The following is a 17,685-nucleotide window of genomic DNA, read 5'->3' as shown; positions in this document are numbered from 1 at the left end:
CGTCTCAGGGCCGGCGCTCGACCCGCAGCAGCCAGACGCACCGGCCGGGCAGCTCCACCGGCCCGGGCGGCAGGAAGGTGAGCGCCGGCGGGGTGCCGCGGGCGTACTCGGTGGAGAGCACCAGCTCGTAGCCGTCGGCCCACGGCGGCCCGGGCAGCGTCACGGTCACCGGCTCGGGGCCGGCGTGCAGCTGCACCAGGTAGGAGTCGTCGAGCACCGGGTGGCCGTGCTCGTCGCGGTGCCGGATGCCGCGGCCGTCGAGGTACATGCCGACGGTCTGCAGGCCGGTGTCGAACCAGTCGCCGGTCGTGAGCTGGCCGCCGGCCGGGGCGAACCACGCGAGGTCCCGGGTGCCCTCGGTCCCCGCCAGCTCGTGGCCCTCGAAGAACGCCTCCTGCCGCAGCACCGGGGCGCCGCGCCGCAGCCGGACCAGCCGGGTGACGAAGGCGAGCAGGTCCTCGTCGGCGTTCTCCCAGTCCAGCCAGGAGAGCTCGTTGTCCTGGCAGTAGGCGTTGTTGTTGCCCCCCTGGGTGCGGCCCAGCTCGTCCCCGGCGGTGAGCATCGGCACCCCGGTGGAGAGCAGCAGCGTGGCCAGCAGGTTGCGCACCTGGCGCGCCCGCAGGGCGAGCACCTCGGGGTCGTCGGTGGGGCCCTCGACGCCGCAGTTCCAGTTCCGGTTGTGGCTCTCGCCGTCCCGGTTCTCCTCGCCGTTGGCCTCGTTGCGCTTGTGCTCGTAGGTGACCAGGTCGCGCACGGGGAAGCCGTCGTGCGCGGTGACGAAGTTGACCGAGGCGAACGGCCGGCGGCCGTCGGAGCGGTAGAGGTCCGAGGAGCCGGTCAGCCGGTAGGCGAGGTCGCGCACCCCGACGTGGGCGCCCGCCCACACGTCCCGCACGGTGTCGCGGTACTTGCCGTTCCACTCCGTCCACGGGGGCGGGAAGTTGCCGACCTGGTAGCCGCCGGGGCCGATGTCCCACGGCTCCGCGATCAGCTTGACCTGGCTGACCACCGGGTCCTGGTGCACGACGTCGAAGAAGGCCGAGAGCCGGTCGACGTCGTGCATGGAGCGCGCCAGCGCGGAGGCGAGGTCGAAGCGGAACCCGTCGACGTGCATCTCGGTGACCCAGTAGCGCAGCGAGTCCATGAGCAGCCCCAGGACCGCCGGCCGGCGCACGTCGAGGGTGTTCCCGCAGCCGGTGTAGTCGGTGTAGCGGCCCGGGTTCTCCCCGTCGAGGCGGTAGTAGCCGGGGTTGTCGATGCCCTTGAACGACAGCGTCGGCCCGGTGTGGTCGCCCTCGGCGGTGTGGTTGTAGACCACGTCCAGGATCACCTCGATGCCGGCGGCGTGCAGCTCCTTCACCATCGTCTTGAACTCGGTTACCTGGCCCCCCGCGCTGCCGGAGGCGCTGTAGGCGGCGTGCGGGGCGAAGTAGCCGAGGGTGTTGTAGCCCCAGTAGTTGGTCAGCCCGCGCCGCAGGAGGTGCGGCTCGCTGACGAAGGAGTGCACCGGCAGGAGCTCCACCGCGGTGACGCCGAGCGCGAGCAGGTGCTCCACGAATGCCGGGTGGGCGAGGCCCGCGTAGGTACCGCGCAGGTGCGGCGGGACACCGGGGTGGCGGGCGGTCGCGCCCTTGACGTGCACCTCGTAGATGACCGTGTCGGACCACGATCGCCGCAGCGGGCGGTCCCCGTCCCAGGGGAACGGGTCGTGCACGACGACGCCGCGCGGCACGTACGGTGCGGAGTCCTGGTCGTCGGGGACGGCGGAGTCCGGTGCGCCGGACGGGTGGCCGAAGAGCGCGGTGTGCAGCCGGAGCTCGCCGTCGACGGCCCGCGCGTAGGGGTCGAGCAGCAGCTTGGCGGGGTTGAACCGCTGCCCCGAGAACGGGTCGTACCCGCCGTGCACGCGGTAGCCGTAGCGCTGCCCCGGGCCGATGCCCGGGAGACGGCCGTGCCAGACCTGGTGGGTGGTCTCCTCGAGGCGGTGCCGGTGCTCGGCGCCGTCGGGGTCGAACAGGCACAGGTCGACGGCGGAGGCGCCGGCCGACCACAGCGCGAAGTTCGTCCCGCGGCCGTCCCACACCGCGCCCAGGGGGGCTGGCGCGCCGGGGAGCACGTCGAGGAGCGGGTGGCCGGCGGCCGGGAGATCGGTCACCGGGCGATCGTGCCAAGTCCTCGCCCGGAGCGGGCGCACCGACCGCCGCGGCGCTTGGTTGGATGGGGGCGTGGCGAACCCTGACGCCCCCGAGGGGGCGGTCGTACGGATGACCGGGGTCGACGTCGTCCGGGGCCAGAACCACCTGCTCCGCGGCGTCGACTGGGCGGTGGAGGAGGACCACCGCTGGGTGGTGCTCGGGCCCAACGGGGCGGGGAAGACGACGCTCCTGCAGCTGGCGGCCGCGCAGCTGCACCCGACCCGGGGAGAGGTGCAGCTGCTGGGCGAGACGCTCGGGGCCGTCGACGTCTTCGAGCTGCGGCCCCGCATCGGGCTGACCAGCGCCTCGCTCGCCCAGCGGATCGCGCCGGCGGAGCGGACCGGTGACGTCGTCGTGTCCGCCGGTTACGCCGTCGTGGGCCGCTGGCGGGAGCGCTACGACGTCCACGACCTCACCCGGGCGGGGATGCTGATGGCGCAGTGGGGCGTCGCCCAGTACGCGCACCGGCCCTTCGGCACGCTCAGCGAGGGGGAGCGCAAGCGGACGCAGATCGCCCGCGCGCTGATGCCCGACCCCGAACTGCTGCTGCTCGACGAGCCCGGTGCCGGGCTCGACCTGGGTGGGCGCGAGGACCTGGTGGCCCGGCTGTCGGACCTCGCGCGCTACCACTACGCGCCCGCGCAGGTGCTGGTCACGCACCACGTCGAGGAGATCCCGCCGGGCTACACCCACGCGCTGCTGCTGCGGGAGGGTGAGGTCGTGGCCTCCGGTGCGGCCGACGACGTCCTCACCGCGCAGCACCTGTCCGACACCTTCGGGCTCCCGCTCGAGCTGACCCGCACCGACGGGCGCTTCACCGCGAGGCGCGCTCGCTAAGGTGCCCGGCATGGCATCGACGCCCGAGTTCGTGACCCTGCAGGTGGAGGACGGAGTCGGCACCATCCGGCTCGACCGGCCGAAGATGAACGCGATCGACGAGCAACTGCACCTGGAGGTGCGTGCCGCGGCGCTGGAGGCCGGTCAGCGCGACGACGTGCGCGCCGTGGTCATCTACGGCGGGGAGCGGGTGTTCGCCGCCGGTGCCGACATCAAGGCGATGTCGCAGCTCGACGCCACCGGCATGACCGCGTGGGGCCGGGAGCTGCAGGACTCCTTCCGCGCGGTGGCGCGGATCCCGCGGCCGGTCATCGCCGCCGTCACCGGCTACGCCCTCGGCGGCGGCTACGAGCTGGCCCTGTGCGCCGACTTCCGCGTGCTCGGGGCGGGCGCGAAGATCGGCCAGCCCGAGATCCTGCTCGGCGTCATCCCGGGCGCCGGCGGCACCCAGCGGCTGGCCCGGCTGGTCGGCCCGGCGAAGGCCAAGGACCTGGTGTTCACCGGCCGCCACGTGGGTGCGGAGGAGGCCCTGGAGATGGGGCTGGCCGACGCCGTCGTCCCCGACGCCGAGGTGTACGACACCGCCCTCGCCATGGCCCGCAAGCTCGCCGCCGGCCCGCCGCTGGCCCTGGCGGCGGCCAAGCGGGCGATCGACGAGGGCCTGGAGCTGCCGATCGACCAGGCGCTGGACCTGGAGAGCCGGCTGTTCGCCGAGCTGTTCGACACCGAGGACCAGAAGTCCGGGATGCGCTCCTTCCTGGAGAGCGGCCCGGGGAAGGCGACCTTCACCGGGCGCTGAACGCATCGGTCCGCCGCCGGAAGATCACCGAAGCGTCACCTGCCAGTACCCGGCATCGGGCGACCGGGTCCGCCACAATGCCCGAGGCCGTCCGACCGGGGTCAACGGGGCCCGGGCGCAGCGCGGCACCACACCAGGAGGACTAGTGCGACGCAGCACCATGAAGGTCGCCGTCACGGTCGTGACGGCGGGGCTGGCCCTGACCGCCTGCGGCTCCGAGGAGGGCGGCTCCGGCGGCAGCGGCTCGGACTGGGCCACCGCCACGTCCGCCGAGGACGGCGGCGGCATGGAGGCGCTCGTCGAGGCCGCGCAGGCCGAGGGCGAGCTCAACGTGATCGCACTGCCCGAGGACTGGGCCAACTACGGCACGATGCTGGACACCTTCAGCGAGAAGTACGGGATCGAGATCAACTCGGCCAACCCCACCGGCTCCAGCCAGGACGAGATCAACGCGGTCACGAGCCAGCGTGGCCAGGACCGGGCCCCCGACGTGCTCGACCTCGGCACGGCCTTCGCCCGGCAGGCGCAGCAGCAGGACCTGCTGGCCCCGTACCAGGTCGAGACCTGGGACGACATCCCCGAGGACCAGAAGGACGCCGACGGCCACTGGTACAACGACTACGGCGGCTACCTCTCGATCGGCTGCAACGCCACGATCGTCGGCGAGTGCCCGACCACCTTCGCCGACCTGCTCGACCCGCAGTACGCCGGCCAGGTGGCCTTGAACGGCAACCCGACCCAGGCCGCGGCCGCGTTCGGCGGCGTGTGGGCGGCGGCGCTGGCCAACGGCGGCAGCCTCGACGACATCGGCCCGGGCATCGACTTCTTCGTCGAGCTGAAGGAGGCCGGCAACTTCAACCCCGTCGAGAGCACCCCCGCGACCGTCGAGAGCGGTGAGACCCCGATCGTCCTCGACTGGGACTACCTCAACGCCTCCTACACCGAGGACCTGGCGGCATCCGGCACGACGTGGGAGGTCGCCGTGCCCTCCGACGGGCTGTTCGGCAGCTACTACAGCCAGGCCATCAGCAGGTACGCCCCGCACCCGGCGGCCGCCCGGCTGTGGCAGGAGTTCCTGTACAGCGACGAGGGCCAGAACATCTGGCTCAACGGTGGGGCCCGCCCGGTCCGCCTCCCCGTCATGGAGGAGGCCGGCACCGCCGACGCCGAGGCGCTATCGGCGCTGCCCGAGGTCGAGGGGACGGCGGAGTTCCCGACCCAGGAGCAGGAGACCGCGGCCCAGCAGGTCGTCGGCGAGCGCTGGAACGCGGAGATGTCGGGCTGAGCACCACCGCCGCCGCACCGGTCGCGCCGGCCCCTCGTCGCAGGGGCCGGCGCGTCCGCGCGCTGCCGTTCCTCGGTGCGGTCCCGTTCTTCCTGTACGTGGCCGTCTTCCTGCTGCTGCCGATCGGCGTGCTCGCGGTGGAGGCCTTCCGCGCCACCGACCCGGTCACCTTCCAGGAGACCTGGTCCACCGGCTCGATCGCCGAGATCACCCAGGGCCCCTACCGCCGCGCCTACCTCGGCAGCCTCCAGCTGTCGGCCGTCACCGCGGTGCTGAGCGCCGTCCTCGGGCTCGCGCTGGCCATGGCCGTGCTGCGCGCGAAGCGCGGCCGCCTGCTGCGCCGGCTGGTGCTCACGGCCTCGGGCGTGCTCGCCAACTTCGGCGGCATCCCGCTGGCCTTCGCCTTCCTCGCGACCATCGGCAGCCAGGGAGTGGTGACCGCCTTCCTGGGCGACACCCTCGGGCTGGGGCTGGGCGGGTTCTCGCTCACCTCCATGACCGGCCTGGCGCTGGTCTACCTCTACTTCCTGATCCCGCTCATGGTGCTGACGATCATCCCGGCGCTGGAGGCCCTGCGCCCGCAGTGGCGGGAGGCGGCCGACAACCTCGGGGCCACCGGCTGGCAGTACTGGCGCCATGTCGGGGGGCCGGTGCTCCTGCCGCCGGTGCTCGGCGCCACGATGCTGCTCTTCGCCTCGGCCTTCGCCGCCTACGCCACGGCGCGGGCGCTCGTCGGCAGCAGCGTGCCGCTGGTGACCCTGCAGATCGCCGACGCGCTGTCGAGCAACGTCGTCGTCGGCGCGGAGAACCTCGGCAAGGCGCTGGCGCTGGGCATGGTCGTGCTGGTCGGCCTGGTCATGGTCTTCTACGCCTGGGTCCAGCGGCGCACCCAGCGGTGGCTGACGTGACCGCGCTGGCCGAGAGCGTCGCCGACGGCGGCGCGGTGCCGCCCGACACCCCGGTGCGCCCGGCGCGACGGCGCGGCGCCGGTGCCTGGCGGATCGGCGTCCTCGTCCTCCTCGGCCTGTACTTCCTCGTGCCGATCGGGGCCTCGCTCTGGTACACCGTCCGGGACCGCGTCGAGGGCGGGGTCACCGGCCGCGTCTACGGCGCGATCCCGGGGGCCGAGGGGTTCGCCGAGGCGTTCGGGCGCTCGCTCCTGCTGGCCGGCCTGACCGCCGTCCTGGCGCTGCTGCTCATGGTGCCGACGATCGTGCTCGTCGAGCTGCGCCTGCCCCGGTTGCGCACGACCGTCGAGCTGCTGACCCTCGCCCCGCTGGTGGTGCCCCCGATCGCGCTGGTCGTCGGCGTGCGCAGCGTGCTGGCCTGGGCGCCGGACCACTTCTACGGGACCCCGCTGGCCGAGGCGATGTTCGCGCTCCAGCGCCCCTCGCTGCCGTGGATCCTGGTCCTCGTCTACGTCGTGCTGGCCCTGCCCTTCGTCTACCGCGCGCTCGACGCCGGCGTGCGCGGCGCGGACCTGCGGACCCTGACCGAGGCCGGCCGCAACCTGGGCGCCTCCTGGCCGCGGGTGCTGGTCTCGGTCGTGCTGCCGGTGCTGCGCACGTCGGTGCTCAACGCGGCGTTCCTCACCGTCGCCCTGGTGCTCGGCGAGTTCACCGTCGCCTCCATCCTCGGCTTCGAGACCTTCCCCACCTGGATCGTGCGCATCTCGGGGTCCCAGCCGCAGCTCTCGGTCGCGGTGTCGGTGCTCTCCCTGGTCCTCACCTGGCTGCTGCTGCTGCTGATCTCCGCGCTCGACCGGCGCCGGGGCCCGAAGGAGAGTTCATGACCACCGCCTCCGCGCTCACGCAGGACCGGGCCGCCACCGCCGGGGCCGGCGTCGCCGTGCGCCTGGACGGGCTCACCCGCCGGTACGGCTCCGTCGTCGCCCTCGACGGGCTGGACCTGGACATCGCCGCCGGGGAGTTCCTCGCCCTGCTCGGCCCCTCCGGCTGCGGCAAGACGACGGCGCTGCGGGCGATCGCCGGCTTCGACCGCCCCGACGGTGGGCGGGTCCTGCTCGACGGCCGCGACGTCACCGACGTGCCCCCGAGCAAGCGGGACATGGGCATGGTCTTCCAGGCCTACAGCCTGTTCCCGAACCTGACGGTCGCGGAGAACGTCGCCTTCGGGCTGCGCGTGCGCCGCCGCGGCAAGGCCGAGCAGGTGGCCCGGGCCGCCGAGCTCCTGGAGCTCGTGGGCCTCGCCGACCGGGGGAACCGGTACCCGCACCAGCTCTCCGGGGGGCAGCAGCAGCGGGTGGCGCTGGCCCGCGCGCTGGCCGTCGCCCCCCAGGTGCTGCTGCTCGACGAGCCGCTGTCCGCGCTGGACGCCCAGGTCCGGGTCCAGCTCCGCGAGGAGATCCGGCGGATCCAGCTGGAACTCGGGATCACCACGGTGTTCGTGACCCACGACCAGGCCGAGGCGCTCTCGGTGGCCGATCGGGTCGGGGTGATGCGTGCGGGCCGGCTCGAGCAGGTGGCGAGCCCCGACGAGCTGTACGAGCGCCCCGCCACGGCGTTCGTCGCGGAGTTCGTCGGCACGATGAACCGGTTGCCCGCGGTCCTGTCCGGCGGCGCGGTGGAGCTCCTCGGCGTCCGCCGCCCGGTGACGGGGGCGACCCCCTCCGGAGGGCCGGTCGTCGCGCTGGTCCGGCCGGAGTCGCTGCTGGTCGCCGCCGATCCGGCGGGCCCGGGGCGCGTGGTGACCCGCACCTTCTCCGGCGCCTCCACCCGCGTGCTCGTCGCGCTGCCCGGCGGCGTCGAGGTGCGGATCGACGTCGCCAGCGCCGGAAGCCGGCAGCTGACCCCCGGCGCCGCCGTCACGGTGACCCCCGCAGACCGTCCCGTGCTGGTCGTGCCGGCCGAGCCCGGAGCCGACGGGGCGTAGCGTCGGGTGCGTCCCCGTCCACGTCGCGCACCGGCCGTCCGAGCCGCTGCCGGGCCGGGAGCACCCCGTTGCGTGCCGGTAGCCCCGGCCGAGTCAGGTTCCGCCATGACCACCGTCCTGTCCCACCCGGTCGCCACCGAGCAGCCTGCCGGAGCCCTCTCCTGCACCGCCTGCCCGCACCCGCTCGCCGGGCACGACCGGATCTCGCTGCGCTTCTGCGCGGCGACCCGGGCCCACGCCGGCGCGCGGGGGTGCGTCTGCCCGCGGTGATCCCGCCGGCGTGCGCGATCATGCTGCGGTGACCGAGCACCGCGCGGACATCGACCGGTCCGACCCCGGCGGCCGGGCGTGGGTCGACCGCGCCGTCTCGGCCGTCGAGGCCGACGCGCGGCGCAGCGCGGACACCCACCTGCTGGTCTACCCGCTGCCGCCGGAGTGGGGGGTCGACCTCTACCTCAAGGACGAGTCCACCCACCCGACCGGCAGCCTCAAGCACCGGCTGGCCAGGTCGCTGTTCCTCTACGGGCTGTGCTCGGGGCAGATCACCGAGGGCAGCACGGTCGTGGAGGCCTCCAGCGGGTCGACGGCGGTGAGCGAGGCCTACTTCGCCCGGATGCTCGGCCTGCCCTTCATCGCGGTGATGCCGCGGTCCACCAGCCCGGAGAAGGTGGCGCTCATCGAGTTCCACGGCGGGCGGTGCCACTTCGTCGACCGGGCGCCGGAGATGTACGACGAGGCCCGCCGGCTGGCCGACGAGTGCGGGGGGCACTACCTCGACCAGTTCACCTACGCCGAGCGCGCCACCGACTGGCGCGGCAACAACAACATCGCCGAGTCGATCTTCGAGCAGCTCGCCGCCGAGCGGCACCCGGTGCCGGAGTGGGTCGTGGTCGGGGCCGGCACCGGGGGGACCAGCGCCACCATCGGCCGGTACCTCCGGTTCCGGCGGCACCCCACGCGGCTGGCCGTGGTCGACCCGGAGAACTCCGCCTTCTTCCCCGCCTACGCGGCCGGTGAGCCGGGCTGGACGACGGGGACGCCGTCGCGCATCGAGGGCATCGGGCGGCCGCGCGTGGAGCCCTCGTTCGTGCCGACCATCGTCGACCGGATGATCGCGGTGCCCGACGCAGCGTCGCTGGCCGCGATGCGGCACCTGGAGCAGGTCACCGGACGCCGGGCGGGGGGCTCGACGGGCACGAACCTGTGGGGCGCCTTCGCGCTGGTCGCCGAGATGGTCGCCGCCGGGCGGCAGGGGAGCGTGGTGACCCTCCTGTGCGACGGCGGCGAGCGGTACGCGCGCACCTACTACTCCGACGACTGGGTGGCGGCGCAGGGTCTGGACCTGGCCCCGCACGCGGAGACGCTGCGCCGGTTCGCCCGGACCGGGGAGTGGCCTGAGTCACCTCGCGGCGGAGCGTGATCCGGCTCACCCGCCCCTCGTCCCGCCGCGCCGTTACCGAGCAGTAGCCTCCATGATCGGTGCAGATCTCTTTGTGAGTGCCTGCGGGCCCCGTGCCCGTGCCCCCGACCCCATCGCGGAGGTAGGTCTGGCGATGAACATCGTCGTTCTGGTCAAGCAGGTCCCCGACTCCGGCAGCGAGCGCAAGCTCGACGCGTCGGACAACACCGTCGCCCGCGCCACCGCGGACAACGTCATCAACGAGATGGACGAGTACGCCATCGAGGAGGCGCTCACCATCAAGGAGGCGCAGGGCGGGGAGGTCACCGTCCTGACCGTCGGCCCCGACGACGCCACGGACGCCATCCGCAAGGCGCTGTCCATGGGCGCCGACAAGGCCGTCCACGTCAGCGACGAGGCGATCCACGGCTCGGACGCGTCGCAGATCAGCGCCGTCCTGGCCGCCGCCCTGCAGCAGCTCGAGTACGACCTGGTCATGTGCGGGGCCGAGGCCACCGACAGCCAGATGAGCGTCATGCCCGCGCTGCTGGCCGAGCGCCTGGGCATCCCGCAGCTCTCCGGCGCCCGCAAGGTCACCATCGACGGCGGCACCGCCAAGGTCGAGCGCCAGACCGACGGCGGCTACTGGGCCCTCGAGGCGCCGCTGCCCGCGATCATCTCCACCTGGGACACGATCAACGAGCCGCGCTACCCCTCGTTCAAGGGGATCATGGCCGCGAAGAAGAAGCCGGTCGAGACCAAGACCCTGGCCGACCTCGGCGTCGACGCCTCCACCGTGGGCCTGGCCAACGCCACCACCCAGGTGCTCGACTTCGCCGGCCGTCCGCCGAAGGGCGAGGGCGTGAAGGTTCCCGACGAGGGCGACGGCGCGCAGAAGTTCGTCGACTTCCTCGCCAGCCAGAAGATCGTCTGAGCCCGGCCCGGATCGAAGGAAGAGGAGAAACCCATGGCAGAGGTTCTGGTCCTGGCCGAGCTCAACCCGGCCGGCGGCGGCGTCCGCAAGACCACCCTGGAGGCCCTCACCGCCGCCCGCGCGCTCGGTGAGCCCTCGGCCGTCGTCCTCGGCGCCCCCGGCACCGCGGCCGGCGTGCGCGACCAGCTCGCCGAGTACGGCGCGGCCACCGTCTACGTGGCGGAGTCGGCCGACATCGACGACTACCTCGTGGCCCCCAAGGCCGAGGTGCTCGCCCAGCTGGTGGGCGAGAAGTCGCCGGCCGCCGTCGTCATCCCGTCCTCCCCGGAGGGCAAGGAGATCGCCGCGCGCCTGGCCGTCAAGACCGGTAGCGGCTTCCTGACCGACGTCACCGAGATCGCCGCCGACGGCACCGCGACCCAGGCCGCGTTCGCCGGGGCGACGATCGTCCACTCGAAGGTCACCACCGGCACGCCGGTCTACACGCTGCGCGGCAACTCGGTCACCCCCGAGCCGGCTCCGGCCGCCGGGGCCGAGCAGCCCGTGTCGGTGTCGATCAGCGACGCGGCCAAGCAGGTCCGGGTCGTCGAGCGCGTCGTCGAGCAGAAGAGCAACCGCCCCGAGCTCACCGAGGCCTCGATCGTCGTCTCCGGTGGCCGCGGTGTGGCCAGTGCCGAGAACTTCTCGATCATCGAGGCCCTGGCCGACTCGCTGGGCGGTGCCGTCGGCGCCTCCCGCGCCGCGGTGGACTCCGGCTTCTACCCGCACAGCTTCCAGGTGGGGCAGACCGGCAAGACCGTCTCGCCGCAGCTGTACGTGGCCGTCGGCATCTCCGGTGCCATCCAGCACCGCGCCGGCATGCAGACCTCGAAGACCATCGTGGCCATCAACAAGGACCCCGAGGCCCCGATCTTCGAGCTGGCCGACTTCGGTGTCATCGGCGACCTGAACACGGTCGTGCCGGCCGCCACCGAGCAGATCAACGCCCGGAAGTAGGGGCGGGCCCCGCGGGGCCGCAGCACATCGCCGTCGAGCGCCGATCCCTCCGGGGGTCGGCGCTCGACGCGTGTCGGGGGACCGGGAAGCAGCCGGGGGCGCGGGTGGTTGCGCACGGCGTGGAGACCGGAGCGCCCCCGACGCTGTTCGACCGGGCGCACCGGCTGACCACCGCCGGGCTGCTGATGCTGGTCACCTTCGTCGCCTTCGAGGCGATGGCGGTGGCGACGGCGATGCCGACCGCGGTGGCGGAGCTCGACGGGCTCGCCTGGTACGCGTGGCCGTTCACCGCCTTCCTGGTCGCCTCCGTCGTCGGGATGGTGCTCGGCGGTGACCTCGGTGACCGCCGCGGGTCGCGGGTCGCGCTGCTGACCGGTGTGGCGGTGTTCGCGGCGGGGCTGCTCGCCGCCGGCGTCTCGGGGCACATGGCGGTGTTCGTCGCGGCGCGGGCGCTGCAGGGCGTCGGCGGCGGCGTCATCGCCGTCTCGCTGTACGTGGTGGCCGGGCAGGCGTTCGCCCCTGGGCTGCGGCCCCGGTTGTTCGGCGCGTTCGCCGCGGCCTGGGTGCTGCCGGCGCTGATCGGCCCGGTCGTCGCCGGGCTGCTCACCACCCACCTCAGCTGGCGGCTGGTCTTCCTCGGGCTGCTGCCGCTCATCCTCCTCGGCCTCGGCCTGGTGCTGCCCGCCGTCCGCGCGCTGCCCCGGCCGGGCGCGGCCGCGGCCCCCGTGTCCGCCCGCCGCTGGTGGGCGCTGCTGGCCGGCGTGGGCATCGGCGCGCTGCAGTACGCCGGGCAGCGCCTGGACCTCCTGGCCGCCGGGCTCGCCGTCGCCGGGCTGCTCGCCCTGGTCCTCGGCCTGCGCCCGCTGCTGCCCCCGGGTACCGCCGTCGCCCGGCCGGGGTTGCCCGCGGTGGTCGCCGGCCGCGGCCTGCTGGCCGGAGCGTTCTTCGGCATGGACGCCCTGCTCCCGCTGGCCCTCACCGAGCTGCACGGCTACTCGGCCACCGCCGCGGGGATCCCGCTCACCGCCGGCGCCCTGGGCTGGGCCACCGCCTCGCAGCTGCAGGGGCGCAACCCGCACTGGTCGCGGGTGCGCCTGCTGCGGCTCGGGTTCGCGGTCCTGACCGCGGGTCTGCTGGCCACGGCGGCCATCGCCGTCCCCGGCATCGGCGGCTGGCCGGCCTACGCGAGCTGGGCGGTGGCCGGGCTCGGCATGGGCCTGGGCATGCCGAGCCTCAGCGTCCTGCTGCTGGACCGCTCGTCCGACGCCACCCGCGGCGCGGACTCCGCGGCCTTCCAGATCGCCGACGTCACCGGCGCCGCGCTCTGCGTCGGCGTGGTCGGGGTCCTCGTCGCCGTCGCGGTCACCGGCGCGCTGACGATGCCGCTGGCGGTCGTGGCCGGGGTGGGAGTGCTCTCGGCCGTCGCGGTCACCGGCGCGGTGCTCGCCCCGCGTGCGGGTGGTTCCCCGACGGCGACAGCGGCCCCGGCCGTTCCCGCGTCTACCCTGAGCGCGTCATGACCTACTCGGAGCCGGTCTACCTCGACCACGCGGCGACCACGCCGATGCTGCCCGAGGTGCTCGCCGCGATGACCGAGCAGCTCGGCCGCGTGGGCAACGCCTCGTCGCTGCACGCCAGCGGCCGGGCCGCACGCCGCGCCGCCGAGCAGGCCCGCGAGCGGCTGGCCGAGGCGCTGGGCGCCCGGCCGTCGGAGGTGCTGTTCACCGGCGGCGGCACCGAGAGCGACAACCTCGCGATCAAGGGGCTGTTCTGGGCCCGTCGCGAGGCCGACTCCCGCCGTCGCCGGGTCGTGGTCAGCCCGGCCGAGCACCACGCCGTCCTGGACAGCGTCGAGTGGCTGGCCAAGCACGAGGGTGCCGAGGTCACCTGGCTGCCCGTCGAGCCGACGGGCAGGGTCACCCCGCAGGCGCTCGCCGAGGCGCTCGGCGACGGCGACGACGTCGCGGTCGCCAGCGTCATGTGGGCCAACAACGAGATCGGCACCGTCAGCGACGTCGCCGCGCTCGCGGCCACCGCGCACGGCGTCGGCGTCCCCTTCCACACCGACGCGGTGCAGGCGGTCGGGCAGGTGCTGGTCGACTTCGGCGCCAGCGGGGTCGACGCGCTCACGATGACCGGGCACAAGCTGGGCGGCCCCATGGGCGCCGGCGCCCTGCTGCTGCGCCGCGATGCCGAGTGCACGCCGCTGCTGCACGGCGGTGGTCAGGAGCGCGACGTCCGCTCCGGCACCCTCGACGTCGCCGCCATCGTCGGGCTGGCGGTGGCCGCGCACGCGGCGGTGGAGGGCCGCGTCGAGCGGGCTGCCGACCTGGCCCGGCTGCGCGACCGGCTGGTGGCCGGCGTCGCCGCGCAGGTGCCCGACGCGCAGCTCAACGGCGCCCCGCTCGACGACCTGGTGCGCTCCGGCCCCGGCCGGTTGCCCGGCAACGCCCACCTGTCGTTCCCCGGCGCCGAGGGCGACGCGCTCCTCATGCTGCTGGACGCCCGCGGCATCGAGTGCTCGACCGGGTCGGCGTGCAGCGCCGGGGTGGCCCGTCCCAGCCACGTCCTGCTGGCCGTGGGCGCCGACCCGGACCGGGCGCGCAGCTCGCTGCGGTTCAGCCTCGGGCACACCACCACCGACGACGACGTCGACGCCCTGCTCGAGGTGATCGCTCCCGTGGTCGAGCGTGCCCGCCGCGCCGGCATGGGACGGCGCTGACCGTGCGGGTCCTGGCCGCGATGAGCGGGGGAGTGGACTCCGCCGTGGCCGCGGCGCTCGCCGTCGACGCCGGCCACGACGTCACCGGGGTGCACCTGGCGCTCTCCCCGGACCGGCAGACGCTGCGCAGCGGGGCGCGCGGGTGCTGCAGCGTCGAGGACTCCCACGACGCCCGGCGGGTCGCCGACGAGCTCGGCATCCCGTTCTACGTCTGGGACATGGCCGATCGGTTCACCGAGGACGTGGTCGAGGACTTCGTGGCCGAGTACGCGGCCGGTCGCACGCCGAACCCCTGCCTGCGCTGCAACGAGAAGATCAAGTTCTCCGCCGTCCTGGACCGGGCGCGGGCGCTCGGCTTCGACGCCGTCGTCACCGGCCACCACGCGCGGCTGGTCGACGGCGAGCTGCGCCGGTCGGTCGACGCCGCGAAGGACCAGTCCTACGTGCTGGGCGTGCTGACCGCGGAGCAGCTGGCCGCGGCGATGTTCCCGCTCGGAGGCATGACGAAGGACCGCGTGCGGGAGATCGCGGCGGACCGGGGCTTCGCCGTCGCCACCAAGGCCGATTCGCACGACATCTGCTTCATCCCGGACGGCGACACCCGCGGGTTCCTCGCCCGCCGGCTGGGCAGCCGCCCCGGGCCGGTGGTCGACGCCGCCACCGGGGCGACCGTCGGCGAGCACGACGGCACCTACGGCTTCACCGTCGGCCAGCGGCGCGGCCTCGGGGTCAGCGCCGGTGACTCGCGTCCGCGCTACGTGCTGGGCATCGAGCCGGTGACCCGGACGGTGACCATCGGCACCGCCGACCTCGCCGGTGTGGAGCTCGTCGTCACCGGCGTCCCGACGTGGACCGGGGAGCCGCCGGTGCTGCCGTTCCGGGCGGAGGTGCAGCTGCGGGCGCACGGGACGCCCGTGCCCTGCGCCGTGACCGCCGACGATGCCGGCGGGCTGCGGATCCGGCTCGACGACGAGCAGCGCGGGGTGGCCGCCGGGCAGTCCGCGGTGCTCTACGAGCCCGACGCCGAGCGCGGTGACCGGGTGCTCGGGCAGGCCGCGATCCGAACCACCGGTGAACTCGGGGGAACGGTTCGTCACGGGGCCTTGGCATGAGTCGGGCCGCCCGCTAGCTTTCTCGCGAACCGTCTCCCCGATCGCGAGCGCGCAACTCGACCCCGTGCACCGCACCCGCAGGCCGTCCCTCCCGGCGGCCTGGTCCCGCACGCCCTTCTGGAGGACCTCCCGTGCGCAGAACGCGCGTCTCCCTGACCGCCACCCTGGCGGCGTCGGCCGTGGTGGTGGGCCTGCCGGCCGCGGCCTCGGCCGCCCCCGCCCCGGACCGCTACGCCGACGTCCCGGTCCAGCTCCTCGCGATCAACGACTTCCACGGCCGGATCTCCGACACCACGGGCAGCGACGCGACGTTGGTCACCGGTGAGGGCCCCGGCCCCGACGGCGTCACCGGCACCGCCGACGACGGCACCGTCCTGGTCGGCGGCGCCGCGAGCCTGGCGAGCACCGTCGAGGAGACCCGGGCCGCCTTCGTGCAGTCCGGCGGTGACGACGACTCGTCCCTCTTCGTCAGCACCGGCGACCTGATCGGTGCCTCGCCGTTCGACTCCAGCGTCTTCCAGGACGAGCCGACGATCGAGGTCTTCAACGCCCTGGGCCTGGACGTCTCGGTCGTGGGCAACCACGAGTTCGACCGTGGCACCGACGAGCTGCGCCGCATCTCGGCGGCCACCGACGGCACCTTCACCGACGACGTCGAGGCGTGCGAGGGCGTCGAGGTCGGGGTGACCGGCTGCTTCGAGGACAGCACCGGGGACGCGTTCCGCGGCGCCGACTTCCCCTACCTGGCGGCCAACGTCTACGCCAAGGGCACGGACGACCCGATCCTCCCCCCGTACCAGGTCTTCGACGTGGCCGGTGGCAAGAAGATCGCCCTCATCGGGGTGGTCACCGACACCACCCCGACCATCGTCTCCCCGACCGGCATCGCCGACGTCGACTTCGGCGACGAGGCCGAGGCGGTCAACCGCTGGGTCCCCGAGCTGCAGAAGCAGGGCGTCCAGGCCATCGGCGTCCTCCTGCACGAGGGCGGGGAGAACACCGGCGAGGACGCGGCCGGCTACAACGGCTGCGACGAGCTGACCGGCCCGGTCGTCGACATCAACGACCGGGTCTCCCCGGCCGTCGACCTGATCGTCAGCGCGCACAGCCACGCGAGCTACTCCTGCCTGGTGGCCGACCCCGCCGGCCAGCCGCGGCTGATCACCCAGGCCGGCTCCTACGGCCGCATGGTCAGCGACATCCGGCTGACGCTGGACGGCCGTACCGGTGACGTGCAGCGCGGGTGCGACTACCGGGCGGCGAACGTCCCGGTGCTGCGCGACAACCCGGACGCCGGGATCGCGGCGATCGTGGAGTACTGGGACGAGCGGTCCGCCGAGGCGGGTGACCGCGTCGTCGGCACCGCCAGCGAGGACATCCGCCGCGCCGGCACCTGGACCACCGACCCGACGACGGGGCAGCCGGTGTTCCGACCCGTCCGGGACGGCGAGTCGAGCCTGGGCAACCTGGTGGCGCAGATGCAGCTGGAGGCGCTGCAGGGCGACCCCGCCTACGGCGACCCGGTGCTGGCGTTCATGAACCCCGGCGGCCTGCGCGCCGACATCGAGGCCGGCGAGGTCACCTACGCCGAGCTGTTCACCGTCCAGCCGTTCGGCAACACGGTCAACGCGATCACCCTGACCGGGGCCGACATCCGCGCGGTGCTGGAGCAGCAGTTCCAGGCCGACCAGCCGCGCGCGAGCACGCTGCGGCTGGGCACCTCGGAGGGCTTCTCCTACCGCTTCGACACCGCCAACCCCTACGGGCAGCGGGTCGACCCGGCGTCGATCACCCTCGACCCCGACGGCTCCGGCCCGCAGCCGGCCGAGGTCATCGACCCCGCGGCCGGCTACCGGGTGGCGGCGAACTCCTTCCTGATCGCCGGCGGTGACTCCTTCACCGCCTTCACCAACGGGACGGACCCCGCCACGGGTCCGGTCGACGTCGAGACCGCCGTCGCCTACTTCGAGGCGGCTCCCGGCCCGGTCGCCCCGCCGGCGGCCGACCACGGCCAGCCGGGCAGCTTCCCCCTCCCGCCGGTGGCCACCGGTCTCAGCGGCACCGACGCCCCGGCGCAGCCGCCGGCGGTCGCCGACGGCATGAGCGCCGTGGCCGGCCCGTGCGACGCCACGGCCACCCTCTCCACGACCACCCCGGACCGCGGCGACGTGGTCTCGGTGACAGTGGCGGACTTCGGTCCCCGCGAGAAGGTGACCGCGGTGCTGTCCGACGGGCGCCGTCTGGCCGAGGGCCGGACCGACGCGCAGGGCACCGCGGTGATCCGGTTCCCCGTGCCGAAGAGGCTGCCGGCCGGCGAGTACACGGTGACGGTGACCGGCACCTCGGGTGAGTCGGCGACCACCGCCTTCACGCTCGGCTGAGGCGCCGCCCCGACCGGGCACGCAGACCGGAGGCCGGTTCCCCGCACCACGGGGGACCGGCCTCCGGCCGCTCGCCCTGCTGGTTCCCGACTGGCGGGCATCCGGGGAGCGTGATCGTGTTGGTGGCAGGTCC

The 17,685-nt window shown here is 74.2% G+C and carries 15 protein-coding genes; 14 read left to right on the top strand and 1 reads right to left on the bottom strand.

What is annotated here, in order from left to right:
- Positions 1-4 precede the first annotated feature (4 nt).
- Entirely contained in the window at positions 5-2,155 is a 2,151-nt protein-coding gene (gene glgX, locus ACI79S_RS05400) for a glycogen debranching protein GlgX (protein ID WP_456592411.1), read from the bottom strand.
- Positions 2,156-2,225: 70 nt separating this feature from the next.
- On the opposite strand from glgX, the gene ACI79S_RS05395 reads away from it, so the two are divergent.
- The 14 genes from ACI79S_RS05395 to ACI79S_RS05330 all read left to right on the top strand — a co-directional run bounded on the left by ACI79S_RS05395 (position 2,226) and on the right by ACI79S_RS05330 (position 17,552).
- Positions 2,226-3,032: an ABC transporter ATP-binding protein gene (locus tag ACI79S_RS05395; protein ID WP_456592410.1), complete on the top strand. Its 807-nt coding sequence runs from the start codon at positions 2,226-2,228 to the stop codon at positions 3,030-3,032.
- A gap of 10 nt (positions 3,033-3,042) precedes the next feature.
- Positions 3,043-3,831, top strand: a complete 789-nt coding sequence (locus ACI79S_RS05390; RefSeq protein WP_456592409.1) for an enoyl-CoA hydratase/isomerase family protein — start codon at positions 3,043-3,045, stop codon at positions 3,829-3,831.
- 145 nt (positions 3,832-3,976) lie between these two features.
- A complete protein-coding gene (locus ACI79S_RS05385) occupies positions 3,977-5,116 on the top strand; it encodes an extracellular solute-binding protein (protein WP_456592408.1) in 1,140 nt (379 codons plus the stop codon).
- A gap of 98 nt (positions 5,117-5,214) precedes the next feature.
- Positions 5,215-6,024 carry an ABC transporter permease gene (locus ACI79S_RS05380; protein ID WP_456592407.1) on the top strand — a complete coding sequence of 270 codons (810 nt, stop codon included), beginning with the start codon at positions 5,215-5,217 and terminating at the stop codon, positions 6,022-6,024.
- A complete protein-coding gene (locus tag ACI79S_RS05375) occupies positions 6,012-6,908 on the top strand; it encodes an ABC transporter permease (protein WP_456592406.1) in 897 nt (298 codons plus the stop codon). The genes ACI79S_RS05380 and ACI79S_RS05375 overlap by 13 nt, the downstream gene beginning before the upstream one ends.
- On the top strand, positions 6,905-8,008 hold the full coding sequence (locus ACI79S_RS05370) for an ABC transporter ATP-binding protein (RefSeq protein WP_456592405.1): 1,104 nt from the start codon (positions 6,905-6,907) through the stop codon (positions 8,006-8,008). Before ACI79S_RS05375 ends, ACI79S_RS05370 begins: the two co-directional genes overlap by 4 nt.
- A 105-nt stretch (positions 8,009-8,113) precedes the next feature.
- Positions 8,114-8,278, top strand: coding sequence for an RGCVC family protein (locus ACI79S_RS05365; protein WP_456592404.1), 165 nt, complete (start codon positions 8,114-8,116; stop codon positions 8,276-8,278).
- Between the two features lie 28 nt (positions 8,279-8,306).
- Positions 8,307-9,428: an L-cysteine desulfhydrase Cds1 gene (cds1, locus tag ACI79S_RS05360; protein WP_456592403.1), complete on the top strand. Its 1,122-nt coding sequence runs from the start codon at positions 8,307-8,309 to the stop codon at positions 9,426-9,428.
- A 133-nt stretch (positions 9,429-9,561) separates the two neighbouring features.
- The gene (locus ACI79S_RS05355; RefSeq protein ID WP_456592402.1) at positions 9,562-10,341 is read left to right on the top strand and encodes an electron transfer flavoprotein subunit beta/FixA family protein; all 780 of its coding nucleotides are present in this window, start codon (positions 9,562-9,564) and stop codon (positions 10,339-10,341) included.
- A gap of 33 nt (positions 10,342-10,374) precedes the next feature.
- On the top strand, positions 10,375-11,337 hold the full coding sequence (locus ACI79S_RS05350) for an electron transfer flavoprotein subunit alpha/FixB family protein (RefSeq protein WP_456592401.1): 963 nt from the start codon (positions 10,375-10,377) through the stop codon (positions 11,335-11,337).
- A 119-nt stretch (positions 11,338-11,456) separates the two neighbouring features.
- Positions 11,457-12,857 carry an MFS transporter gene (locus tag ACI79S_RS05345; protein WP_456592400.1) on the top strand — a complete coding sequence of 467 codons (1,401 nt, stop codon included), beginning with the start codon at positions 11,457-11,459 and terminating at the stop codon, positions 12,855-12,857.
- A complete protein-coding gene (locus ACI79S_RS05340) occupies positions 12,854-14,059 on the top strand; it encodes a cysteine desulfurase family protein (RefSeq protein ID WP_456592399.1) in 1,206 nt (401 codons plus the stop codon). Before ACI79S_RS05345 ends, ACI79S_RS05340 begins: the two co-directional genes overlap by 4 nt.
- A gap of 2 nt (positions 14,060-14,061) precedes the next feature.
- Positions 14,062-15,171 carry a tRNA 2-thiouridine(34) synthase MnmA gene (gene mnmA / locus ACI79S_RS05335; protein WP_456592398.1) on the top strand — a complete coding sequence of 370 codons (1,110 nt, stop codon included), beginning with the start codon at positions 14,062-14,064 and terminating at the stop codon, positions 15,169-15,171.
- A gap of 131 nt (positions 15,172-15,302) precedes the next feature.
- Positions 15,303-17,552, top strand: a complete 2,250-nt coding sequence (locus ACI79S_RS05330) for a 5'-nucleotidase C-terminal domain-containing protein (RefSeq protein ID WP_456592397.1) — start codon at positions 15,303-15,305, stop codon at positions 17,550-17,552.
- Positions 17,553-17,685 lie beyond the last annotated feature (133 nt).

This window comes from Blastococcus sp. SYSU DS1024 (assembly GCF_054050795.1).
The sequence above is the reverse complement of the archived record's forward strand: the minus strand, read 5'-3'. Positions and strand labels throughout refer to the sequence as shown.

What these genes read in the sequence shown, in the direction of transcription:
- ACI79S_RS05365 (WP_456592404.1), top strand. Translation starts at nt 8,114, where the DNA reads ATGACCACCGTCCTGTCCCACCCGGTCGCCACCGAGCAGCCTGCCGGA.
- ACI79S_RS05350 (WP_456592401.1), top strand. Translation starts at nt 10,375, where the DNA reads ATGGCAGAGGTTCTGGTCCTGGCCGAGCTCAACCCGGCCGGCGGCGGC.
- ACI79S_RS05370 (WP_456592405.1), top strand. Translation starts at nt 6,905, where the DNA reads ATGACCACCGCCTCCGCGCTCACGCAGGACCGGGCCGCCACCGCCGGG.
- ACI79S_RS05390 (WP_456592409.1), top strand. Translation starts at nt 3,043, where the DNA reads ATGGCATCGACGCCCGAGTTCGTGACCCTGCAGGTGGAGGACGGAGTC.
- ACI79S_RS05340 (WP_456592399.1), top strand. Translation starts at nt 12,854, where the DNA reads ATGACCTACTCGGAGCCGGTCTACCTCGACCACGCGGCGACCACGCCG.
- ACI79S_RS05355 (WP_456592402.1), top strand. Translation starts at nt 9,562, where the DNA reads ATGAACATCGTCGTTCTGGTCAAGCAGGTCCCCGACTCCGGCAGCGAG.